Source organism: Candidatus Villigracilis affinis, assembly GCF_016705895.1.
Taxonomy (GTDB): Bacteria; Chloroflexota; Anaerolineae; order Anaerolineales; family Villigracilaceae; genus Villigracilis; species Villigracilis affinis.
In genome coordinates this window covers 46520-70078 of record NZ_JADJKT010000039.1, presented here as the reverse complement: position 1 = coordinate 70078, position 23559 = coordinate 46520, and the positions used below count along the sequence as shown (strand labels likewise).

The following is a 23559-nucleotide window of genomic DNA, read 5'->3' as shown; positions in this document are numbered from 1 at the left end:
TCCTTGTTTGAATTCCAACGCTTGAGCATTTTTCACACTGAAATAGCGCTTCGCACTTAATCTGTATCTTGATTCTGTTTCGAGTGCATTTTTTTCGGCTGGGAAGATGTCGCTACTGTCAAAACGCTGACTCAGCTTGTTTTGAAATGACCAGCCCTCGGTTAAGGGCGAGGCGGGTTTACATCCAATAGAATCATCTTGAAGCATTATAATTCGGGCGGTTTGATTTTGGAGCAGAGGAGCCAATTATGAAGATTTTGCAGGATACTGCCTTGACCTATGATGACGTTTTACTTGTGCCGCAATACTCCGCCGTGGATTCGCGCCGCAAGCTTTCCACGCTAACGAAGTTGACGAAGGAAATCACGCTGCAAATCCCCATTGTTTCCGCAAATATGGACGTGGTGACGGAAAGCGAAATGGCGATTGCGATGGCGCGTGAAGGCGGCATTGGCATCATCCACCGTTTTCTTTCGATCGATGAGCAGGCGCGGCAGATTCAGCGTGTGAAGAAAGCCGAATCGTTTATTGTGGATAACCCGATCTCGATGACCGTAGCCCACACTGTTGGCGACATCAAAAAGCTTGTGGATGAAACTGGCGCGGGCGGCATTTTGATTCTGGACACGGATGAAAGACTCGTTGGCATTGTCACCACGCGTGACCTGCTGTTCGAAAACGACGACAAAAAATCCGTCACCGAATTGATGCAGAAAAAGGTGATCACGGCCGCCCCCGACATTACGCTGAAGGATGCCGAGAAGTTACTGCATGAACACCGCATCGAAAAACTTCCGCTTGTCAACACAGATGGACGTGTGGCTGGCCTCGTTACGTTGAAAGATATTATGAAGATCACGCAATATCCGAAAGCCACAAAAGATTCACGCGGACGATTGATCGTCGGCGCGGCGGTGGGCGTGCGTGACAAGGAAATGCGCCGCGTAGAAGCCGCCTTGCAGGCAGGTGCAGATTGCATCGTGGTGGATATTGCCCACGGTGATTCGCATCTTGAAATTGATATGATCCAGAATATCCGCAAGCATTTTCCGAAGATTCAGATCATCGGCGGAAATGTGGCAACGAGTGATGGCACGAAACGATTGATTGACGCAGGTGTGGATGCAGTGAAAGTTGGTGTTGGCCCTGGCTCGATTTGTGTCACACGCATCGTGGCTGGGTCGGGGGTTCCGCAGCTCACTGCTGTGATCGAGTGTGCCGAAGCCGCGCGTGATGCAGGCATTCCAATTATTGCAGATGGCGGTATCCGTCAGCCTGGTGATGTGGCGAAAGCCATTGCTGCAGGCGCGCAGACTGTAATGATCGGCTCAATGCTCGCAGGCACAGACGAAAGCCCAGGCATGATCATGACCCGCCGTGGTCATCGTTACAAGGCTTCCCGCGGTATGGCCTCGCGCGAGGCAAACATTGACCGCAACCGCAAGGAAGGTAACGACCTCACTCAAGAGGAGATCGAAGAATATGTGGCCGAAGGTGTGGAAGCCGCCGTTCCGTATCGTGGCAAGGCAAGGGAAGTGCTCACCCAATTGGTTGGTGGTTTACAATCAGGCATGAGCTACAGTGGTGCGCACAATTTTGAAGAATTTCAGAAGAAGGCAATTTTCGTGCGGATGACCGGAGCGGGACTCAAGGAATCTGGTCCGCATGATGTGGAAGTATTGGGTTAGATAGTTGGCAGGTTTGAACGTTTCAACCTGAAGACCTTCCAACCTTTCAACTAAATTTGGAGGCAAATATGACAAACCAGGAAACACAGAATTGGATCGAGAAAGACAAAAAGCAGTTGCATCCAACCTATCATCCCAAATCACATGCCAATCCGCTTGTGATCGAGCGTGGGGATGGGGTGTGGTTGTATACCACTGATGGGCAAAAAGTCCTCGATGGCATGGCGGGGCTGTGGAATGTCAACGCGGGGTACGGGCGGGAGGAATTGGCGAAAGCCGCCTACGACCAGATGAAGGTGATGTCATTCACCTCCAATTTCTCTGGCATGACCAACCTGCCTTCCATTACGTTGGCTGATAAACTCGCTGGTTTTGCCTATGAAGGCTTGAATACAACGCTTTTCACTTCGGGTGGGTCGGAAGCAAATGATTCCGCATTCAAGACCGCGCGCTATTATTGGAAGCGAAAAGGCAAGCCAGGTAAATACAAGGTGATTGCCCGCAAGGGTTCGTATCACGGCATTACGCTTGCCGCCACATTTGCAACAGGCCTCGAAAAATATCACACCATGTTCGGCCCTGCAATGGAGGGATTTGTCCATATCCCGGCGCCGAATCCGTATCGGTACGAGGGGCAGTTGAAGGCAGGTGAGACCGTTGGTCAGGCTGCGGCGCGTGAATTGGAAGAAGCCATCCTGCGCGAAGGTGCGGATACTGTATCGGCGTTCATCGCTGAACCTGTGATGGGCGTAGGCGGTGTGATCGTCCCTCCCGCTGACTATTTCCCGCTCATTCGCCAGATTTGCGATAAATACGAAGTTCTGTTCATTGCCGACGAAGTCATCACTGGCTTTGGCCGCACGGGGGAATGGTTCGCGCTCAAGCATTGGAATGTCAAACCTGATATTCTTTCCTTTGCCAAAGCCGTCACCAGCGGATATGCTCAATTGGGCGGCATCCAGATTTCGGATGAGATCCGCGAGACGATGGAATCGGCAGCGGATACCGAAGCTTACATGCATGGCTATACCTACTCGGGTCATGCCATGGCATGTGCTGTTGGTTTGAAGAACATCGAGATCATGGAACGCGAAGATTTCCCGAAGCGTGCCCGTGAATTGGGTAAACGCCTGCTCGATGGTTTGCAGACCATGAAGGAATTTTCCTTCGTGGGAGATGTTCGCGGAATTGGACTGGTCTGCGGCGTGGAAATCGTTTCAGACAAAGACGCCCGAACTCCCGACCCCGTCCGCACGATGCAGATATTCAAAGCCGCACAGGAGCGCGGGCTTCGCACCCGTCCGCTTGGAAATACGCTGGCGTTCTCACCTCCGCTTTCGATCAATGAAGACGAAGTGGATGAGATCATCAAACGCCTCGGCGCTGCAATGGATGCGACTGCGTAAAAGGTTACAAGTTACAGGTTGAAGATTTTTCTTTCAACTTGTAACCTTCAACCTTAAACTTTCGATTTGCCATGTCTGTCTACCTTCACGATATTCCCCTTTCCCAGGCTCGGGCGCGATTAAGAGAAGCGTTGCAAGATGCGAATCTCTGGCGTGTGCTCGGCGTTGAATCGATTCCGCTCGATGAAAACGCGCTGGGGCGGGTCACTGCTGAACCGATCTGGGCTGAGATTTCTTCGCCGCATTATCACGCCTCCGCGATGGATGGCTTTGCCCTCCGCGCGATCTCGACTCATGGCGCGATGCCTTCTGTGCCTGTCACGTTGTACATCGGCCCCGAGGCGCAATACGTGGATACGGGCGATCCGCTTCCTGAATGGGCGAACGCAGTCATCCCGATCGAGAATGTTGAATCACTCGACGAGAACGACCAGGTCACCAAAGAGATTCGCAAACCGAGAACTATTCGCATTCGCGCTGCTGTTGCACCGTGGAGTCATGTGCGCCCATTGGGGGAGGATATCGTTGCGACCCAGCTTGTTTTACCCGCTGGACATTCGCTTCGACCTGCAGATTTAGGTGCGATCGCCGCATCTGGACATCAAACGATTCGCGTCGCGCTTAAGCCGAAAGTTGCCATTTTGCCAACAGGCACTGAACTCGTCCCGATCGGATCCAAACTAAAATCGGGAGATATCCTCGAATACAACTCCCTTGTGCTTGCGGCGCAGATCAAACAAATGGGCGGCGAACCAACCCGTTACCCGATCACGAAAGATGACTTTGATCTTATTTGTGAACGCGTGTCCGAAGCCGCGCAAACTCATGACCTTGTATTGCTCAATGCAGGTTCCTCCGCAGGTGCGGAAGATTTCTCGTCAAAGGTTGTTGAAAAACTCGGCACGCTTTTGGTGCATGGTGTTGCGGTGAGACCGGGGCACCCTGTAATTCTTGGAACGATTGATAAGAAATTAGGGATTAGGGATGAGAATGCAGATAAACGAATCCCTATCATTGGCGTTCCTGGTTATCCCGTCTCTGCCGCTCTCACAGTGGATATCTTTGTCGAGGCGTTGATCGCCAAATGGTTGGGCCGTCCTCCGCTTGAATTGCCGACCGAGATGGCGACCCTCACGCGCAAACTTGTCTCCCCGGCGGGTGATGATGATTATGTCCGCGTGGCGGTGGGGAAGGTGGGCGATAAACTTCTCGCCGCGCCTCTGTCGCGTGGAGCGGGAGTCATCACGTCCCTTGTGCAGGCGGATGGATTGGCTTTGATCCCCAGCGGCGTGCAGGGCATGGAGGCGGGAGAGGCTGTCAAAGTGCATTTGTATCGCAGCAGAGCGCAGATCGAAAAGACGATCTTCTGCATCGGCTCGCATGATATGACATTGGATTTGCTCGCGCAATTCCTAGCTGAGCATGATCGCAGATTGGCTTCGGCGAATGTTGGCTCGCAGGGCGGGTTGGTTGCATTGCGACGTGGCGAAGCCCACATGGCTGGCTCGCATTTACTCGACCCAAATGACGGCTCATACAACATTTCCTATATCCGCCAGTATATGCCGAATATCCCAGTGAAAGTAGTTGCCCTGGTGGGGCGCGACCAGGGGTTGATCGTTAAGCAGGGAAACCCAAAGGGAGTCAAAAGCCTGGAGGATCTGAGCAGGCGTGAGGTCCAGTTTGTGAACCGACAGCGCGGAGCAGGTACGCGCGTCCTGTTGGATTATCATCTAAACTTAAAGGGGATGTCCGCCGAATCCATCTCTGGTTATACTCAGGAAGAATACACCCATCTTGGAGTTGCGGCTGCGGTTGCATCGGGCCGCGCTGATTGCGGACTTGGCATCGCCGCCGCTGCCCAGGCTTTGGATCTGGATTTTGTGCCGCTGTTTCAGGAGCGATATGATTTGGTTATCCCGAAGGGGTTTGCCGAAAGCGAATTGCTCGCGCCTCTCTTTGACCTTTTGACTGATCCTGTTTTTCGAAATTCTGTATCGAAATTAACAGGCTATGATGTAAACGTAATGGGTAGAATAATTCTGGAGGACTAACTTCATGGAAGACGGATTGATCATCGACGATAACAGACAAACAGCAGATGCCCTTCAACAGATGTTGGAGGTGTTGGATTTGCCCGCCCGCGTTGCATATGGCTCAAGCCCCGCAATGTCGATGTTGGGCAGGTTTGTACCCCGTTTTATCTGCCTTGATATCAACATGCCCGGCGTGGACGGAACAGAAGTGCTCGCATTTTTGCGCCGTGAACCGCGCTTGAAGAAAGTACCCGTGGTCATCATCACATCGGATGACCAGCCTGAGACCCGTCAGCGGGTGATGAAGGGCGGTGCCCAGGCGATCGTGATTAAGCCCGCCACACTCGATGCTTTAGAGAGTGCATTCAAGAAGGCAGAGATCGTTTAATACCAGGACCGTTCTGATAAACCACAGGACTCACCCCGAAATTAATTTTTAGGGTGAGTCTTTTTTTAATCCCTTTTCTGCGCCCCAACTAAATTTGAGGCTGATCATATGTTTCGAACTAAGGCGCAGGCCAGGGAATTTGGGCGGGCTTTGAGAAGCCGTGTTTTTCAACGGTATAAAGCACGCCCTCAGATGGGAGCGGACAGCCTGCTTCATCTTGTACGGTGTAACTGGTCGTGAATTGATCGGGGTAGGAAAATGTCCACCATAGGTACGCGCCATTCTGACAGACAAAGGCAATGATGAGGTAGCCGCGATCGTGATCGGTTGTCATCTCGACCTGGTTCCAACTGATCGTCACTTCATCACCATTGCGGACGGCGGTGATATTTTCAGGCGGGGCGTAATTGCTGTAGCCGACGGATTGCAAATCAGGCTCGTTGTAATACAAGGTGCTGATATCTCCAACCACATCTACAACCGAGGGCGCGACCCAGCAGTAGTATTTCAACTTATCAAACTTTACGTGTAGCCATGAGCTGTATTCATATCTTCCATCCACGTAGCCGGTATCGCCGGGGTATAAGTCGGCAGCGTGCAGAAATGCAACCGATGGTCCATAGCGGCAATGCGCCTGCTTGTTGACCGTGATTGAGGGAAAGGAGAACGTCGGCGTGGCGGTAATGGTGGGTGTGAATGTGGTCGTCGGAGTGAGCGTGATGGTTGAAGTTAATGTCGCCAGCGGGGTGGCTGTAAATTCTGGCGTATTCGTGAAGTCGGGAGTTTCTGTTGAAGTGGGTGGGAGTGGGGTGGCTGTCGGCATTTGCGATGGCAGTCCACAAGCAAGAATGGCGAGCACGAGGAAAAGATGACCCAATAATGTTTTTTTCATTTGAACCTCTCCAGTAAAGTGACGATATTATTTCCAAGGGCTTCATTTGCGTAGCCACCCTCCATGATAATGGTAGTGGGCAGGTTGAGATCAAAAATCCGTTTTCCGATTTCGCTGAATCCGTTTTGTGTGACATGGAATGTGCCGAGCGGGTCGCCGTCGAATGTGTCCATGCCTGTGGAGAGGACGAGGTACTGCGGGCTGAAGTTTCGGATCATTGTCAGGGCTTCGTCCAATGCGGCGAGATAGCCTGTATCATCGGTGTCTTTGGGTAGCGGGAAGTTTCTGTGAAAGCCGAGCCCTGCACCCGCGCCAGTCTCATCAGCAAAGCCGATGTAGTGGGGATATTCAAAATCAGGATCGCCGTGGATCGAGATGGTCAGCACATCATTTCGTTCGTAAAAAATATCCTGTGTGCCGTTGCCTGCGTGATAGTCGATATCGAGCAAGGCCACCCTTCCTTTTTGAGAAAGCCAGTTCGCCGCAACCGAGGCGTTATTGATGAAGCAATATCCGCCAGCATAATCTTTGCCAGCGTGATGGCCGGGCGGACGGCACAATGCAAAGGATGAATTATGCAGGCTGAAGGATGAAGATGCGGCGCTTAGAGCGCAATTCGCAGAGGCGAGTGTGGCTTTATATGTCGCCTCCACGATACAGGCGGATAGATCCATGATGTAATAGCCAGCCTTGCCAAGCAGGGAGCTTGGAATGCGAGTCTTGCGCCGCAATGCAAAGGTGGCTGGTAAAAATGCATTTTGTTCGGGCGAAGCCGCAACTTGAGGATCAGAGGCCAGCCACTCGGTCCATGCTGAGGCGAGGAATTGAACATAATCTCCATCGTGCACGGCGATGATCGGGTCGAGTCCAAAATCCTTTGGCTCGGTCAATTCTGCCCAATCCGTTTTTTTGAGCGCCGCTAAAATCCTGTCCATGCGGTCGGGGTTTTCATAATATTGCACACGCTTTCCGCCGTCGAAAACTTCGAAAGGCGGATAATGTTTGCGATGTTCTTCGGAGTAGAAAATTTTCATGGTAAGACAATTTTACCCGCAAGCGTCATGGATGACGGAGGAACGATGGAACTATTCGAAGCAATTCATGGAAGATTGACGATCGGAAAATTAAAACAGGATGCCCTGCCGCGCGAGGTGATCGAAAAACTTTTAAGCGCAGGCGCGCAAGCGCCCAATCATCATAGGGTAAGACCCTGGCGTTTTATAGTGCTGACTGGAGATGGACGTAAAAATTTGGGCGATGTAATGGCCGCTTCTTTTCTGGACCGTAATCCTGGTCTGCCGCAAGAGGCATTGGCAAAACCCCGTTCGACTCCGCTGACCGCGCCCGTGGTCATTGCTGTGGGTGTGGATAAGCCCACCGAGCCGAAGATTCTAGAAATTGAAAACCTCTCTGCGGCTTCGGCGGCGTGCCAGAATATTTTGCTTGCGGCGCATGCGCTGGGGCTGGGTGCAAAATGGAAAACGGGTGAATGGGCACGCGATGCGAAGGTAAAGGAGTTTTTAGGCTTTGCTCCAGACCAGTATATTGTTGGCTTTATTTATGTAGGATATCCCGATGTGACACCCGAACCATACGCCCGCATTGGATTTGAAGATCGAACGGTTTGGATGGAGTGAAAAAGAAAGAAGAAAGACGAAAAAGAGAGTAATGAGGCGAACCTCATTACTCTCTTTTGATTAATCGTGATATTTCAATTCACCTGCCTCGATCTTGATTGGCAGGCGATTTTCTTGGAGGGGGATGGGACAGGTGGCAAAGGGTGTATAAGCGCAGGGCCAGTTTTCGGTGAGATTGAAATCGAGGACGATCTCATCTCCCTTGGGGATGGGCAGGTAGAACTTTCGCCCGCCGCCGTAGGTGGTGTCTTTGTTCGTACCGTCGGTGAAATTGAAGAGTAATTCGTCGCCGCTTTTTTCGGCTTCCAGCGTATATTCAACTCCGTTCAATGTGAATTGCGCCTGACCCAGCAAGGCGCTTTCAATTTCAGTGCCAATGACCTCCGTCACTTTGATCGGCTTCGGTGGGTCATAACGGACGTATTTTGCCACGACGCGATATTCAGGTTTAGGCGGGTAATAATGAAAACCGTTGAAGTCTTTGAGCGCAGAAGATTCCCTGTCCCAAATTCGTATCAGCGGTTCGCCGCCGCGGATGATGATCTTCATGGTCAGCGATCCAATGCTGATCAAATCCGGGTCTTTCTCGCGGTCCGTGTGCAACGGACCATCCTTGGGGGCCTTTCCGTTTACGGTGATCTTGATCCCTTCAACGGGATGCAATGTGACGATTCCATTTTCGAGATGGAGGGAACCGCAATGGGAATTTGGGAAAGCGGGCAGGCAGATATTGCTTCCCTCGGCGCTTCCAAATGAGTTTCCGCCTTTTTCAAGCCAGAATAAACCCGCCAGATTTAACCAGTGCAATGGGTTTGCTGCTGTTTTTTCGTCTCGTTGGGCGCGATGATTTTTGATGCTGTCTTCGTAGGATGTCATTGCAGATTTACCTTCCCAATACTTTCATCATAATATCTGGCCTGTCGGTGATGAGACCATCCACGCCCCAGGCAATGAGTTTTTTCATGGTTTCTTCATCGTTGATGGTCCACGGTTCAACGGCGAGGTTGCGTTCGTGAGCGGCTTTTACAAAGGCGGGTGTCATCACAGTGATGCCGCCAGATTCTTCGGGCACTTGCAGGGAGAAAAATTTCGGCGAGTAAAAACTGCCGAGAAATGGCTTGGTAAGCAGGACGAAAACCGTCGTCTCATTTTTTGCGCTGGAGGTAGCCACCTCGGGACATTCTTCGCGGAATTCAACAAGCCTATCGTCGTGGAACGAGGCGATCAAGACCTTGTCTTCCATGTTGTATTTACGGATTAATTCACAGAATGGTTTTGCCATCGAAGCATTTGTCTTTTTGATCTCGATGGTCATATGCTTGTCTGGAAAAGCGGTGAAGACCTCTTCCATGGTGGGGACTGTGACGCCCTGTCCACGGAAGGGGAAAGTGGCACCTTCGTCGAGAGTCCAATCGTAGCCTGCGTCGAGTTGCTTGAGTTCATCCAATGTCATGGATTCGATTTCGCCTGTGCCGTTTGTTGTTCTATCCACGGTTTCATCGTGCATGAGGACAAGGATACCGTCTTTGGTGATGTGGACGTCCATTTCGAGTACGTCCACGCCGAGGTCAGCGGCATTTTGGAAGGCGAACATGGTGTCGCCGGGCCAGAGGCCATCTCCGCCCTGGTGGGCGATGACAAGGGGATAATTCAGGTCTGCGGCGTAATAGGGATGGTCCATTGCGGGTTTGGAGGTGATGCGGATGAGGGCGGCGACGATCAACAGAATGCCCAGGACTTTTTGCCAGGTTTTTGGTTTCATCAATGTGCTCCGAAATAAGTGTGCGCTATTTTACCCTCAGAATTGACATGCTTGGCCTTTTCACTTATAAGTAGCAAATCCTGTTCGCGGATTCGGTTCTGTGGATGGCTGAAAATAAAATTTTGGAGGCGGATATGCTTGCGTTGCGGTTGTTATCTGAAGGTGGGCAAGGGCCTGACACGTCCCTGTCATGGCTGTTGTACATTGGGATCGCTTTCTTTGTCATGATTATCATTTTCGGGTGGCCGGAAGGCTCAAAGAAACAGAGCCAGCCAGCAGGTCCGCGTGAGGCGCCGAGAGGGAAGAAGAAAGCCGATGACCTGGTAAAGATCGAGGGAATTGGTCCGAAGGTTGCAAAAGTCCTGAACGAGGCGGGGATCACAACCTTTGATGACCTTGCCCGTGCAAAGGCTGCCGATTTGCAGAAAACCCTTAACTCGGCTGGCTTCCAAATGATGAATTCCGAGGGGTGGATCGCTCAGGCGAAACTCGCCGCAAAGGGCGAGTGGGATGAACTGGAAGATTTACAGGATGAGTTAAAGGGTGGAAGAAAAGCCAGATAAAAGGTTTATGCATCTGCCCGGGAATTCCCGGGCAGATGTTTGTTTTGGGGTTAGATGAATAAGTAACGCGAGATCGCCATGAAAACAACGGCAACCAACAGGGCGTATATATTAATTGTGGAGAATGTGCGCTGGCGTTTTTGGAACAATTGAAGCTGCGCGATTTGTTCGGGGGTGGGCTGGCCTTTGATCTGTGCGCCAAGCTGCATCATTGCCATGTTGTTTCGGCTGATCAACATCCCGAAGACGAAACCGATGAATGCGAAGAACGCTCCGATGCCGAAACCGATGCCCGCGTTCGATCCAAACCATGCGGGGGGATTGCGGACGTATAAAATTGTCCCAGCGATGACCGTTGAGACTGAAGATATGATCAGCATTTTTTGCAGGTTGGTTTTACCCATCATGTGTCGCATGAATTGCAGCCCGGAATCTCCTGTTGCCCCTACACTCGGTGCAATGTAGAGAGTCATCATCCATGCTGCACCGACCCAAAAGACGCCTCCAAGGATGTGAATTAGCCGAAGTACTAAAGTTAGTGCATTCATTAACAGTCTCCTTTGGTGAATTTTATTTAATTTCATAACCCCAAACTTCTCTGCAAGTGTTGAAACCATCCGGATTGGGCAGGTGAGGGGGTTCCTTTAAAATCCTGTACTTAAATTCACAAAATGTATATAATACGGCCCGCTGTCGAACCAAATATACATATGGAGGTAGTAATGAAGAAAGTGTTGTTTGCTGTTTTAGTTTTAGCTGCGCTCGCTTTGGCGGCTTGTGGCGGGGGCTCGAATGCAGTGGCTACGTTGGCCCCTGTTCCTGCTGAATATGCGGGTAAGGCCAGCCCTCTCGGTGCTGATGCCGCCGCTGCCGGGGCTGAAGTGTTCAAGACCAACTGTGAATCCTGCCACGGCCCGCAAGGCCATGGTGACGGCCCTGCAGGTGTGGCTCTTGACCCTGCTCCCAAGAATCTGCCCGAACTCGCCGCTCAGGCTGGTGACGACTATCTGTACTGGCGTATTAATACCGGTAAAGAAGGCACTTCCATGGTTGCCTGGAAGGGCGTTCTCACTGACGATCAGATTTGGCAGGCGGTTGCCTTTATCCGCACGCTCAAGTAAAGAACAGACAATTCCAAAGGCGACATACTCCGCAAGGGGTATGTCGTTTTTATTTGCTTGTATAATTGCCCATTCAAAAGGAGACCGAACTCATGCCAATATCGTCTGGAATCCCTGCGCCCGAGTTTGAAATGTTCGATGATACGAATACCCTGCGGAAACTTTCCGATTTTCGCGGCAGGAATGTTATTTTATATTTTTATCCAAAGGATGATACGCCGGGCTGCACAAAGGAAGCTTGTAATTTCCGCGATGATTATTCCGCTTATGAAAAGGCGGGTATTGTCATTCTGGGTGTAAGCCCCGATGATGTGGCTTCGCATGTGAAGTTTAAGAAAAAATTTCAACTTCAATTTCCGCTGTTGGCGGATGATGAGCATAAGGTTTGCGATGCTTATGGGGTGTGGGGACCGAAGAAGTTCATGGGCAAGGAATATGAAGGCGTGCTCCGCACAACTTTCTTGATCGACGGGGAGGGGATGATCAAAAAGGTGTATGAGAATGTCCGCCCTGCCGAGCATAGCACAGAATTGTTGAAGGAATTTAGCGTGTAAGTTGACATTTAACGCATCACCCGCCCTATTACAGGGAGCTGCTTTTCGGCCAGAACCATGAATCCGATTAAGGAAGATGCGTACAATGTCCACAAAAAATAGTGACAATTTGACCAAAATTTGGTAAATTAGGTGAGTTTGGGGCGGGCTTCCCCGTTTGAAATTTTTTGAGGAGAGAGCATATGCGACACTTTGTGATCGTGGGAATTTTGGTCATTGTAATGGCCGTTCTCACTTATGTAGGTCTTGACGCTGCCGGTTTTGCAACACAGATGAATCCTGTTGCAGCAAGCGCTCAGGCACAGACAATCGATAGTATGTGGCACTGGGAAATTATTGCCATGTCCTTCCTGTTTGCCTTGATCGTTGCACCGATGGCGTACAGCCTGGTCGTTTTTCGAAAGCGCAAGGGCGATAATACAGATGCCCAGCACATCGAAGGCAACACCGCTTTGGAAATTGGCTGGACCGTTGGTCCGTTGATCCTGGTGGTTGTCTTTGCGTACATGGGGGCTTATTCTCTTGGTGAGATCCGCCGCGTGGATCCTGAAGCGGTCGTCATCAAGGTCAAAGCGCAGCAATTCTCGTGGACATTCGAATACCCCGAGTATGGTGTTGTGAGCAATGAACTGCATTTGCCTGCAAACAAGCAGGTATTGCTTAAGATGGAATCTGCGGATGTGATCCATTCATTTTGGGTTCCCGAGTTTCGCGTCAAACAGGACGTTGTGCCTGGGCGCGTGACCGAATACAGAATCACCCCGACACTGATCGGCAGCTACAAAGTCCGCTGCGCGGAATTGTGCGGCACATCCCATGCCTATATGGAAGGTGCAATTGTGGTGAGCGAAGAAGCCGATTATGATACCTGGATCGCCGAGCAAATTGCGATCGCCGCCGCGGCACAGACTCCTGAGGGCAAAGGTCAGCTTCTGACTGTTTCGAAGGGCTGTGTGGGTTGTCACTCCATTGATGGCTCGCCGCTTACAGGTCCGACATGGTTCGGATTGTTCGGTTCCGATGTGAAACTTGCAGACGGTTCCACCATTACGGCGGACGAAGCCTTCATCTCTCAATCGATTCTTGACCCCAATGCGACCATTGTCGAAGGCTTCCCATCTCCATCTGTCATGCCTCCCTACGTGCTGACCGAAGAAGAGATTGCAAACATCATCGCGTATCTTAAGACGCTGAAATAATTTGGCGGAGGATTTCTAATATGAAGCGTTTCATTTCAAGTGCTCTTGCGCATGGGCTGGGGTGGCAGTTGATCGGCACCCTGCTGGGCGCCGGGCTTATCACTGGCATTCGCGCACTGATGGGGTTAAGTGTCACAGATCGATTTTTCTTTACCGAGCCTGCCTGGGTGCTGGGTGGTTTTATCGGCGCCATTTCCTTCCTGTTTGGTTCTGGTGTCACCAGCGACTGGATGAAGTGGGCACGCGGTATCGATACTCCTGAGCATCACGAAGATCATCATTCAGGTTGGGAGAAGTATGTCAATGTCTCCCTCGACCACAAGGTGATCGGTATTCAATATACCATCGTGGCTTTGGCGTTGATCAGTATCGGCGGTTTGTTCGCCCTGATCTTCCGCACGGAACTTGCAGCTTCCCAGCTTCAATTTCTGACCACAGATATGAAGTTGTTCGGCCAGAACGGCCCGCAGCTTTACAATACCTTGATGTCTCTGCATGGCATGATCATGATCGTGTCTATTTTGCTGGGCATTTCCGGTATCATCAACTACGTTGTCCCGCTTTTGCTCGGGGCACAGGATATGGCTTTCCCGCGTTTGAATGCATTTTCATTCTGGATCGCTGTCCCTGGTGCTGTTTTGCTGCTTTCGAGTCTTTTCCTCGGCGGTTTCGATACAGGCTGGACGGGCTACCCGCCGCTTTCTGCCCGTGCCCCTGTCGGTATGCAGATGTTCTTCCTTGGCGTGTTCGTTGCAGGCTGGTCATCCATTTTGGGCGCGTTGAATGTGATCGTGACCGTGCTGCGTATGCGCGCCAAAGGCATGACCGCGATGCGGATGCCGATCTTTGTTTGGGCCGCAATTGCCACTTCGCTTATTGCGTTGACCGCCACGCAATTCATCGGTCTGTCCTTCCAGTTGGTCATGTTCCAGCGCCTCTTCGGCATGGGCTTTTTTGACCCAGCCAAGGGTGGTAATCCCGTTCTCTTCCAGCATCTGTTCTGGTTCTATTCCCATCCCGCTGTGTACGTGTTTATTCTCCCCGGCCTCGGTGTGATCTCTGAGTTGCTGCCTGTGTTCGTCCGCAAGCCGTTGTTCGGCTACCGCTGGATCGCCATGTCATCCCTCGGCATCGCGCTCGTCGGCTTTGTGGTTTGGGCGCATCACATGTTCACCTCAGGCATGAACGAATACCTGCGCGTTCCGTTCATGTACAGCACCCTGCTGGTGGCCATCCCCACCGGTGTGAAATTCTTCTCCTGGGTGGCGACGATCTGGAACGGCAAGATCACGACTCCAACCCCCATGCTCTTTGTGTTGGGCGGTATCGTTGTGTTCCTGATGGGTGGTCTCTCCGGCCCCCCGAACGCCATTGTTTCCACCGACTTGCACCTGCACGATACCTATTTCATCGTCGGTCACTTTCACGATACCATTTTCGGCGGCTTTGTCTTCCCGTTCTTTGCCGCCTTGTATTACTGGTTCCCGAAGGCCACTGGCCGCCGCATGAACGAGACACTCGGCAAACTGCATTTCTGGTTAATGACTCCCGCGTTCTTCGTGCTGACCTTCGGCATGATGTACATCGGTCTGTTGGGCATGCGCCGCCGCATCGTGGATTATGACCCGGCGCTTGGTATTGACTCAACACACCTTGTCCTCACGATTGCAGGGTATCTCATCGGTCTTTCCGTGGTCATCTTCATCTATAATTTCTTCAACAGCATCAAGAATGGTGAAAAGGCCGAAGGCAATGTCTGGAATTCCCGCTCACCAGAGTGGCAGGTTCCATCTCCCATGCCTGTGCACAATTACGATCAGCCTTTTGAAGTGATCAGCGAACCGTATGATTACGGTTTGGAAGGCGGTTCACCATATGTCAAGTTCTCTGAGCCTGAATCAGGCAAGCATCAATAAAGGGGAGGAGCGAAATGTCACACACACAAACTAAATCTGCCGCTTACGGTCAGGGCGTGGTGGTTTTCATTTACCTCGCTGTTTTGACCGCTTTGGAGTATTTTGTCGCCGTTACCTTTAATGCGGTTTCCATCCTCGTGGTGGTAGCTGTCATTAAGGCGGCCCTCGTTATGTATTACTTCATGCACATTTACAAACTCAACGAGGCCAGCGATGGCGATGAGCATTCCTACGACTACAAAACAGGCACGAATCGCATTGGCCTTTGGCTGTTTCTGCTTTCTGATGCTTTTGTTTTTGCTGGTCTGTTGACCGCCCGCATTAACCTGCTCGGATTGACTCGTCCGCACCTCAACCAGACCCTCGGCTTGGCAGTGACGGCTGTTCTTTTGATCTCCTCCTTCTTCATGAATCGCGGCGAGACTGCCATGGCTCATGGCGATAGGAAGGGCTTCATGAACAACACCCTGATCACCTTCGTCCTGGGCTTGGGCTTTTTGCTCGGCGTGGTACTGGTGGAATGGCGTCTTGCTGCTGAAGAAGGCCTGACCGCCAGCTTCGGTAACCCTGCAGTTGGCCCGATGGGCGCAGTGTTTTACATGATGACAGGCATGCACGCCTTCCACGTGTTGACAGGTTTGATCTTCCTGCTGGTGGTATGGAACAATGCCCGCAAGGGTGTCTATTCCGAAGAAAAACACTGGGGCGTGGAAGCTGCTGCCGTTTACTGGCACTTTGTAGACCTGGTGTGGATCTTCTTCTACCCTGCACTATATTTGATCGGCAAGCTCGTAAACTGAAAAATAATCGCCGCCGATGAGGCGGCGATTATTTTTTATTGGAAAAATTCCCCGATTTTTGATATAAGCATGGCAGGCCGGTACACCCGGCTTTGGAGTATTGTTGCATGGATAAAAAAATTACCTTCGTGGGGCTGATTTCCCTTGCCGTTGTGGCATTGGCAATTGCCTTGAATATGTTCTTTTTTAAGCCTGCCAGTTTTCGTGGCACGGCATATGCCGATCCGCTCGTGCTGGCTCCCGATTTCACTCTTAAGGAAGCGAATGGCGGCGATTTTCAACTTCAGGCGAATCATGGCAGGATCGTCCTGTTGTTCTTTTGGTTATACCTATTGCCCCGATGTCTGCCCGACCACCCTTGCCGAATTGAAGGTCGTGATGGAAAAGCTGAATGGGCAAGCAGACAAGGTTCAGGTTGTTTTTGTGTCTGTCGACCCGGGGCGGGATACTTCCGAAGAGATGCAAAAATATATCGAACGTTTTTCCCCGTCATTTATCGGCTTGAGTGGCTCAGAAGAGGAACTTGCGCCGATCTGGGATGATTATGGAGTGTTCAGGGAAGTTGTCGAGCGTACCTCTGAAACGAATTACATTATCAACCATACCGCCCGTGTGACCCTTATTGATCAGAATGGAAACATGCGCCTTTCCTATGGTTTCCAAACCCCGCCCGAGGACATTGCCCACGATATCGAGATCCTGTTGAATCAGTAGCCATGCAAAAAAATACAACCATAAAACGTATTATAGTGTCCATGCTCATTGGGCTTGTCATTGGCTTGCTGTTAAATGAGGTCACATTTTTTCTTCTTGGGCTCACAGCCCGCAAGCCCACCGTGGTCAGCATCACCATACCAGATGGTACAGCCGAACTTGTTTCGCGCGGCGAGCAACCGCCGACCCTTCCTGCGGATATGATCTTCGTGGTCGGAGATGTGCTCATCATCAAGAACGAAGATTCAGCCGATCATCAGCTTGGCCCGTTATGGATCCCCGCTGGAACTTCGGGGCATCTTGAGCTGGGTCGGCCCGAAAGCCTGGCGTATGAATGTTCCTTCCAGCCTGGGAACTATGTTGGTTTCGATGTTCGTGAGCCTCTCACGCTTTCGACACGTATCTATGGCATTCTGTTCGCGGGGCTTCCAATGGGAATGCTGATCGCCCTGTACGCATCCATTTTGCCTGCAAGGAAAAACACAAAAAATGATCTTCAAAAAGATGTTCAGCCGTAAATGGCTTGTTGCAACCTTTCTCGTTTTTTTCGGCACTGCATTTTGCATCCGCCTCGGTATTTGGCAGTTGGATCGTCTCGAACAGCGCCGCGCTTTTAATTCACAAGTCGAATCCATGCGTGCGGCGGAATTGCTGGATTTGAACACGAACACACCGCAAGATGTCGCTTCCATGGAGTGGCGCGCCGTGACCGTGACCGGCGAATACGATTTCGAGAATCAGGTCGCCATACGGAATCAGTATATTGGCGATCAATATGGGTATCATCTCATCACACCGCTTCTTTACAACGGGACAGCTGTTCTGGTGGATCGCGGCTGGGTCCCAGCGGACGGAAATGCCGCGCCTCAAGACTGGCGTCAATACGATGAATTGGGCACTGTCACGGTTACGGGGCAGATCAGGCTTGGGCAGGGCAAACCAGCCATCGGCGGAATCGCAGATGCGCTGCCAGCGGCGGGGACCCGCCTTGCGGTGTGGAATAATCTCGATGTGAAGAATATGTCAGCGCAGTTTCCCTATCCGATCCTTGAAGTTTATATTCAACCAAATGTGGATGCCGAGGATGCCGTGCCGCCCATCCCATATCAACCAATAATTGAGTTGACCGAAGGCTCACACTTCGGTTATGCTTTGCAGTGGTTTGCGTTCGCAACCATTCTATTTGCAGGATATCCATTTTATTTGCGAAAACAGGATCAGTAGGCATGAAGTATTCTCTTCGTTCGTCTTTTGCGCGTTTGACATTGATATTGTTCGTCGTTGTTTTTTTGCTGACCGTTGTCGGGCGCATTGTCACCGTGACGGGTGCCTGGGCGTTCTGCCTTGGCTGGCCTTTGTGCGTGCCTTCCGAACCGCTGGGTTATTTGAAGCTTGCCCACCTTGCATTGGTGGGTGTGGCAATGTTGTTGATGGTATGGCTGCTGCGAAAAGCATGGCGTGAACAACGTGACCAGAACGTACTTTTGCCGTTGACAACCGTGACAGGCGTGTTATTTTTCGGGCAGGCTTTGATCGGTGCGGTCGAGGTCACTCGCTCCTATCCTGTGCACCTGGTCGTCTTGCATGCTCTGACCGCTGTCGCCTTGTGGATATCGTTGGGCTCACTGGTGTACCTTTCCGGGGTACTTGCTGTTGATACGAATGTGGTTGTGAAATTCGATTATCGCCAGCGAGCGAAGGATTTTTTCATTCTTTCCAAACCCATCATTGTTCTGTTGCTGTTGGTAACCACTTACAGTGGCTTGGTGGCTGGTTCGCAGGCCTGGCCTTCCGCTTCGCTCACATTTTGGACCCTGTTGGGCGGCACGCTGGCCGCTGCGGGCTCCAGCGCGTTGAATCAGTATATTGACCGCGAATTGGATAAGAACATGCAGCGTACAGCCAAGCGGCCTCTCGCTGATGGGCGTTTGACAGCAGCGGAGGGTTTGTCTTACGGTCTTGCGCTGTGTTTGACCAGTTACTATGTGATGGCTGGTTTCGTGAATTTACTGGCGGCTTTGTTATCTCTCACGGGAATCTTCTATTACGTTTTCTTTTACAGCGTCTGGCTGAAGAAGGCGACCGTGCAGAATATTGTGATTGGCGGCGGGGCGGGGGCCATTCCGCCGATGGTGGGCTGGGCGGCAGCGACAGGGAATCTCGGCCTCGCGGCGTGGATCCTGTTTGCCATCGTATTCATGTGGACACCTCCGCATTTTTGGGCATTGGCCATTGTCCGCATGAAGGATTACGAGAAGGCGGGTGTGCCAATGATGCCCGTGGTTCATGGTGAGGAAAAGACGCGCAAGCATATCCTGATCTATACCGTTGAATTGATCGCGGTTACGCTGTTGCTCCCAATTTTCAATCTTGCGGGGATGGTGTATGCGGTTTCGGCAGTTGTGCTGGGTGGCTTCCTGCTATATGCTGCGTGGAGGGTTTTCAAGGTCGGCGGGAACAAGGTGGCATGGACGATGTATCGCTGGTCGAGCATGTACCTGGCGTTCATCTTTTTAGCATTGATGATCGACGCAGTTGTGTAGAAAAAATCCTCCGAACTCTCGGAGGATTTTTTTTCTAGCCTTCTCAATTTTCAGTGAATTCAAGCTTGAGGTTTCATCAGGATGCTCAGATCCACTAGGCATTTTGAATGCCAGTTTGATGCTTTCATAAGCGTTTATTCGGTTTGATAGATCTTCACAGAATCGGTCGAGTAGACCAGCGAAAAATCACTGCTGTTGTTGAGTGAATCGATCAATGGGCTTTGTCCGCCTGCCACAGATAACATGATGTAGTCGTAGTCATCGGGGAGATTGCTTTGTAGTTTGTAAACACAATCCATGTTTGAGTAAATACACTGTTGAACGGCTGCGATCGTGTCGTATTGGTTGACATAGCTTTCTTTTCCGATCAACCATTCGGTGCCTTGAATGGTTGCAATGCTTTGCCGTTCTGCCAGGGCAGGAAACCATTCCGTCAGCGGGGAATGCAGAGGGTTGCTCTCCTGATCCAAAACCAAAAAACGATCTGCTGAATTTGTATTCAATGAAATCCATTCGATTGCCTGCCGCTCTTCAGGGCTCAATACTTGATGTGAAAGTGTGTCTGAAACTTGAAAAGCATTGTACGTGAAAAGAAGGATGAAGAATCCGAAGAACAATCGTCCGCTGTTGAATTTGAGCGCGTCCATCCAAGCGTTTGGCGGAGTGTTTTCAGGAACGAGACGCGATGCAATTCCATCTGAAAGCACGGTTGCGGCCATGATGGAAAATGGAAAAATGGAGGCTGCGATTCCGCCGCGCGGTTCAACGAACAAACAAAGGAATACCCACACGATCGGAAAATAATCCTTTTTTGCAGCGTGCATGAATAATCCGCACAGCCCGAATACCGCGATCACGGGTGTGTATTCATCGGTGAATGAAAGCGTGAAGAACACAGTCCAAAATTTGAGCCGCGAATAAGTGCCTTGTCCTGCATTGAGCAGCGTGCCGACCCCGTGCTCTTGAATGACATTAACCCACCAGGGAGATGTCAGCAAAAGGACACCTGCTGCGACGATTACTGAGTACAAAATTCCCTGCCTGTCCCTGCCGAAAAAATACCAGAGAATGACAGATACCACAGCAGATTGCACTGCCCATGCAGGATGACTCAACACGACTCCCGCCGCGCTGAAAACTGCCGCTACAACCCAAAATCTTGATCTGCGCCGATACATTTGGTAAACGCACAGAACAGTTGTTGTGAACAATAAGGTTCCAAGCGAGCGCGTCAACCCGCCTCCGACGATATTCCACCAGTAGGAGTTTGGTGTGAGTGTGAAGATCAAAGTGGCAAGCGCTGCTTTTGGTCCTGAATCAAGGATATTCTTTGAAAGCAAATAAAAAAGTGGAATATTCAAAACGGTAATGCTGACAGGCAGCCAGCGTAGGATATCCAAAACTGAAATATTGGTTAGCAGGTTGAGCAGACCCGCCAGATAAAACCCCAGTGGCGGATAGGCAAACGGGATATTTGCCTGATTGTAGGAAGTGAACGCGGGCAGTGTGAAATTTGATGCCCGTAGATCCATGATCATGGAATAAAACATCCCGCCATCTACCAGCGGGAAATTTGTTTTGAAAAGGGGGTAGAGCCGTACCGCCAGCCCGAAGATGAAGGCAAGCAGCAGGAAAAATGCAGTGACATCTTTGGCGTGCGATTGTACGTTTTTCATTGCCTTCTTTGGTAGATCACGATTTTGGAATCGCCGTAGACCATTTCCCATTGTTGCGGATCAAGTTTCCCCAGCAGTGCCTGATAAGGTTCCAGATAGATCAGGTTGATCTGATGCGATTCCAGGAGCGCGAGTCCCTTTTCCGTTCCTTCGGAGATATGAACCCACTCTTGAATCATCTCATTGCCGTATAGGTCTGCGCGCCCATCGATGAAAACGGGATACTCGCGCAGTTCCCAGGTCAGATATCCGCCCCAATTGTAGGAGTTGAAAATGGGTCCGCGCGGCTGATTCTGCTTGATCCATGCAGTTGCTTGCGCAGGGACTTCCTTTGCGATGCTCTCGGGTATTGAAACCGCCCAGGCGTATCCCAGAAGCAGAACCACAAATAAGCCAGTCAGCGAATTATTGATCACTGCCGCGACCTTTGGTGGAAGTTGTTTTTCAGATGTTTGTTTGGAGAAACGCTCCAAAAAGGTTTTTACCTCTGGCGCAGCGGCAAGGTTTGCAAGTGCTGGCGAAAGGAATTTTTCCACGATGGGTAATATGATGATGGTGTATGCCACGAGATTGCGCTGGGCGAAGAAGAACAAATAGGCAAATCCAAGCCCCTTGAAAAGGTCGGTGAAGGAAATCCGCTTTTCGGCGAAGGCCAGGCCAAATATCAGCAGGAATAATAGCCATAGCATCGGGTGCGCGTAAAGTTGGTGAAAGTCTGGCGAGAGCCACTCTTGAATCGCAAGTGAGACATCCACCTGTTGGAAAGGAAGTTTCCACAACTCAAATCCATTTGGGTTGATGGAGACTGCGAGAAGCCCTATTGCGCTCCAGCCTCCCAAAGAGCCGATTTCCCTATAACTTAATTTGGGTTGATTCCCCAGCAGGTTGTTGAAGGTTTCACCAGCAAGGGTGGCCAGTAAAAGCAGTGCGCCCCAGATAAATCCGCCGTGCAGATTGCCCCACAGCGCAAAAAGAATGACCAGGGCCCAAAGCGGCTGTCTCTTAAAATTAATGTGCTGATTTAAAAAAGAATCCAGCCATGCAAGCAGGAGAAAGGACAGCAGCTGCGGACGGGGAGTCCAGTTTGCGATCATCCCCATCATCGCGAGAATGACCAGCAGTCCGCGCAGAATGATCGTGCCTGTCATCTGCTTGAAGACGATCCAAAGCACAGCCGCTGCCAGAAGAGACACAGTCAATGTGATGGCAAAAAATCCGCCGACCTTCCATAAGCCGTAGAGTGCGAGATCTGAGATCCAGAACGCGTTGACCCAATCTTCGCCATATTTGGTGTACGAGAATTGGTCGGTGAGGAGGATTTTTCCTTGATGCCACATTTCATCGCCAGCGCGCAAGTGCCACCACATGTCATTATCCACGGGCGGGTTGATGGCGATGACGGCGACCAAAAGAAAAACGATGGTGATAAAGAAACGGTTGGATTGTGTCATGGGTTTGTGGGATTGACTCGATATTTCCATATGGCAAAAAGCAGGCCGAACATAAGCACATACGGAATGGTGTGTGTCAATAGCGGAGAATAATAACTGAATAAAAGCAGAAGCGATATGGACAAGGGAATCAAAACAATATTTTTGGCAGGTAGAGAATCTCTTTTTAACAAGATGAGCATCAGCACCACGATTGGTGCGATGAGCAGAATTAGATCCTGGGCATGGGAATGGGGCGAAAAAAGGATTGCAGCTACGGCGGTGAGGCTGATTTCATTTTCCGAAAGGTTCACGCTATTTCGCCAGAAATAAATGCTCATGGATAATAAGGCAAGCCCATAGAATATCCACCCTATAGTTCTGATCAATGCGGAGGATAGAAACGGAAAGAGCCTTCGTAAAAGTCCGATGAGATTGATCATGTTCTCTTCATTGGTCCTGAAGCCTTCTCCGCTGCCACTAACAGCAAGGATGTTGATGAAGCCCTTCATACCGCTGAAGCCTGTATAAAAAAGGCTGAACAGCGCCAGCGCGAAAGCAGAGAGAACGAACCATTTCAACACAGTGTGTCGCTGAAAAATGAAGGGGAGTAGTAAAAATATTGCAAAGTGCGGCCGAATGGTGCAGAGCGCGAGTCCCAGCCCCGCTGCCCAGTCCTTTTTTCGAAAAATGCCCCAGATCAGCAGGGACAGACCTAAGAACATGATGGCGTTATCTTGTCCCAAAAGAATGCTTTGAAATACTGGGAAAAACAAAAGGATGCCGATGGCAAGGATCAGATTTTGATTGCGCGGAAGATGCTCCCTGGTCAATGCTGTAAGGAAGGGAATGCCTGCCGCAAAGGCAAGGCTCATCAATAATGTCCATCTCTGAAAAGAGATGAGGTAATCGGCTGTTGTTGCAAGTTGAGCAAGCGGAATCACAAAAGGCGGGTGAATGTAGGGAAAGGTTTCCTGCAATTCGATCTCACGATTGACGACCCCCTCCTGATATTTTTTTTGCAAATTCAAGTTGTATGCTTGTGCTGCCCCTTCATTGTCGGCGATGCGTCCCGCTGCGTAGAATGCGATAAAGTCCGCACCTGTGTATTGGACGGGGTCTGCGAGCATTTTCATCCAGAGCAGGGGATAAACCAGCGCCAGCGAAATGATCATGACGATGATGGCTGTTCGTGAAAGATCGATTCTGATTTTCATATCTGCAGATGCCCGAG

24 protein-coding genes are annotated in these 23559 nt (G+C 50.8%); 15 read left to right on the top strand and 9 right to left on the bottom strand.

Translation table 11 applies throughout. The features are described 5' to 3' along the window. Positions 1-248: 248 nt before the first annotated feature. The 4 genes from guaB to IPI86_RS21585 all read left to right on the top strand — a co-directional run bounded on the left by guaB (position 249) and on the right by IPI86_RS21585 (position 5518). Entirely contained in the window at positions 249-1688 is a 1440-nt protein-coding gene (gene guaB, locus IPI86_RS21600; RefSeq protein WP_345300100.1) for an IMP dehydrogenase, read from the top strand. 68 nt (positions 1689-1756) lie between these two features. Beyond that, positions 1757-3094, top strand: a complete 1338-nt coding sequence (locus IPI86_RS21595; protein ID WP_345300099.1) for an aspartate aminotransferase family protein — start codon at positions 1757-1759, stop codon at positions 3092-3094. 71 nt (positions 3095-3165) lie between these two features. Beyond that, positions 3166-5148, top strand: a complete 1983-nt coding sequence (locus tag IPI86_RS21590; RefSeq protein ID WP_345300098.1) for a molybdopterin biosynthesis protein — start codon at positions 3166-3168, stop codon at positions 5146-5148. A gap of 4 nt (positions 5149-5152) precedes the next feature. Then, the gene (locus IPI86_RS21585) at positions 5153-5518 is read left to right on the top strand and encodes a response regulator (RefSeq protein ID WP_345300097.1); all 366 of its coding nucleotides are present in this window, start codon (positions 5153-5155) and stop codon (positions 5516-5518) included. 118 nt (positions 5519-5636) lie between these two features. Here IPI86_RS21585 and IPI86_RS21580 read toward each other — a convergent pair whose 3' ends face one another. Continuing rightward, positions 5637-6410, bottom strand: coding sequence for a hypothetical protein (locus tag IPI86_RS21580; protein WP_345300096.1), 774 nt, complete (start codon positions 6408-6410; stop codon positions 5637-5639). Next, complete coding sequence (locus IPI86_RS21575) at positions 6407-7444, bottom strand: histone deacetylase family protein (RefSeq protein WP_345300095.1); 1038 nt, start codon at positions 7442-7444, stop codon at positions 6407-6409. Before IPI86_RS21575 ends, IPI86_RS21580 begins: the two co-directional genes overlap by 4 nt. A 45-nt stretch (positions 7445-7489) precedes the next feature. Between IPI86_RS21575 and IPI86_RS21570 the strand changes: the two genes are divergently transcribed. After that, positions 7490-8047: a nitroreductase gene (locus IPI86_RS21570; RefSeq protein ID WP_345300094.1), complete on the top strand. Its 558-nt coding sequence runs from the start codon at positions 7490-7492 to the stop codon at positions 8045-8047. Between the two features lie 60 nt (positions 8048-8107). Here IPI86_RS21570 and IPI86_RS21565 read toward each other — a convergent pair whose 3' ends face one another. Beyond that, the gene (locus tag IPI86_RS21565) at positions 8108-8923 is read right to left on the bottom strand and encodes a DUF1684 domain-containing protein (RefSeq protein ID WP_345300093.1); all 816 of its coding nucleotides are present in this window, start codon (positions 8921-8923) and stop codon (positions 8108-8110) included. Between the two features lie 7 nt (positions 8924-8930). Continuing rightward, positions 8931-9809: a glycerophosphodiester phosphodiesterase gene (locus IPI86_RS21560; protein WP_345300092.1), complete on the bottom strand. Its 879-nt coding sequence runs from the start codon at positions 9807-9809 to the stop codon at positions 8931-8933. A gap of 104 nt (positions 9810-9913) precedes the next feature. Here IPI86_RS21560 and IPI86_RS21555 point away from each other — a divergent pair, with 104 nt between their 5' ends. Beyond that, a complete protein-coding gene (locus tag IPI86_RS21555; protein ID WP_345300091.1) occupies positions 9914-10372 on the top strand; it encodes a DUF4332 domain-containing protein in 459 nt (152 codons plus the stop codon). A 50-nt stretch (positions 10373-10422) separates the two neighbouring features. Here IPI86_RS21555 and IPI86_RS21550 read toward each other — a convergent pair whose 3' ends face one another. Beyond that, the gene (locus tag IPI86_RS21550) at positions 10423-10920 is read right to left on the bottom strand and encodes a hypothetical protein (protein ID WP_345300090.1); all 498 of its coding nucleotides are present in this window, start codon (positions 10918-10920) and stop codon (positions 10423-10425) included. A gap of 174 nt (positions 10921-11094) precedes the next feature. Between IPI86_RS21550 and IPI86_RS21545 the strand changes: the two genes are divergently transcribed. The 5 genes from IPI86_RS21545 (at position 11095) to IPI86_RS21525 (ending at position 15962) form a co-directional block, all read left to right on the top strand. Then, entirely contained in the window at positions 11095-11493 is a 399-nt protein-coding gene (locus tag IPI86_RS21545) for a cytochrome c (protein ID WP_345300089.1), read from the top strand. Positions 11494-11585: 92 nt separating this feature from the next. Continuing rightward, positions 11586-12047 (top strand): thioredoxin-dependent thiol peroxidase, encoded by a 462-nt coding sequence (bcp, locus tag IPI86_RS21540; RefSeq protein WP_345300088.1) that lies wholly within the window; start codon positions 11586-11588, stop codon positions 12045-12047. A gap of 182 nt (positions 12048-12229) precedes the next feature. Beyond that, positions 12230-13246 (top strand): cytochrome c oxidase subunit II, encoded by a 1017-nt coding sequence (coxB, locus tag IPI86_RS21535; protein ID WP_345300087.1) that lies wholly within the window; start codon positions 12230-12232, stop codon positions 13244-13246. A gap of 20 nt (positions 13247-13266) precedes the next feature. Then, positions 13267-15162 (top strand): cbb3-type cytochrome c oxidase subunit I, encoded by a 1896-nt coding sequence (locus tag IPI86_RS21530; protein WP_345300086.1) that lies wholly within the window; start codon positions 13267-13269, stop codon positions 15160-15162. Positions 15163-15176: 14 nt separating this feature from the next. Next, entirely contained in the window at positions 15177-15962 is a 786-nt protein-coding gene (locus IPI86_RS21525) for a cytochrome c oxidase subunit 3 (protein WP_345300085.1), read from the top strand. 35 nt (positions 15963-15997) lie between these two features. Here the strand turns inward: IPI86_RS21525 and IPI86_RS21520 are convergent, their stop codons facing one another. Continuing rightward, positions 15998-16258: a hypothetical protein gene (locus IPI86_RS21520; protein WP_345300084.1), complete on the bottom strand. Its 261-nt coding sequence runs from the start codon at positions 16256-16258 to the stop codon at positions 15998-16000. Here IPI86_RS21520 and IPI86_RS21515 point away from each other — a divergent pair. From IPI86_RS21515 to IPI86_RS21500, 4 genes are read left to right on the top strand one after another with little or no spacing between them, the layout of a single operon-like run. Beyond that, positions 16257-16676 carry an SCO family protein gene (locus IPI86_RS21515; protein WP_345300083.1) on the top strand — a complete coding sequence of 140 codons (420 nt, stop codon included), beginning with the start codon at positions 16257-16259 and terminating at the stop codon, positions 16674-16676. The two genes, IPI86_RS21520 and IPI86_RS21515, sit on opposite strands and share 2 nt — an antisense overlap. A 2-nt stretch (positions 16677-16678) precedes the next feature. After that, a complete protein-coding gene (locus tag IPI86_RS21510) occupies positions 16679-17194 on the top strand; it encodes a hypothetical protein (RefSeq protein ID WP_345300082.1) in 516 nt (171 codons plus the stop codon). After that, positions 17166-17900: an SURF1 family protein gene (locus tag IPI86_RS21505; RefSeq protein ID WP_345300081.1), complete on the top strand. Its 735-nt coding sequence runs from the start codon at positions 17166-17168 to the stop codon at positions 17898-17900. Before IPI86_RS21510 ends, IPI86_RS21505 begins: the two co-directional genes overlap by 29 nt. 2 nt (positions 17901-17902) lie before the next feature. Further along, entirely contained in the window at positions 17903-19219 is a 1317-nt protein-coding gene (locus IPI86_RS21500) for a heme o synthase (RefSeq protein WP_345300080.1), read from the top strand. Between the two features lie 134 nt (positions 19220-19353). On the opposite strand, the gene IPI86_RS21495 is transcribed toward IPI86_RS21500, so the two are convergent. The 3 genes from IPI86_RS21495 to IPI86_RS21485 are packed head-to-tail and all read right to left on the bottom strand — an operon-like array spanning position 19354 to position 23542. After that, positions 19354-20895, bottom strand: coding sequence for a hypothetical protein (locus IPI86_RS21495; protein ID WP_345300079.1), 1542 nt, complete (start codon positions 20893-20895; stop codon positions 19354-19356). Then, positions 20892-22346 (bottom strand): hypothetical protein, encoded by a 1455-nt coding sequence (locus tag IPI86_RS21490; RefSeq protein ID WP_345300078.1) that lies wholly within the window; start codon positions 22344-22346, stop codon positions 20892-20894. The genes IPI86_RS21495 and IPI86_RS21490 overlap by 4 nt, the downstream gene beginning before the upstream one ends. Beyond that, positions 22343-23542, bottom strand: coding sequence for a glycosyltransferase family 87 protein (locus IPI86_RS21485; RefSeq protein WP_345300077.1), 1200 nt, complete (start codon positions 23540-23542; stop codon positions 22343-22345). The genes IPI86_RS21490 and IPI86_RS21485 overlap by 4 nt, the downstream gene beginning before the upstream one ends. Positions 23543-23559 lie beyond the last annotated feature (17 nt).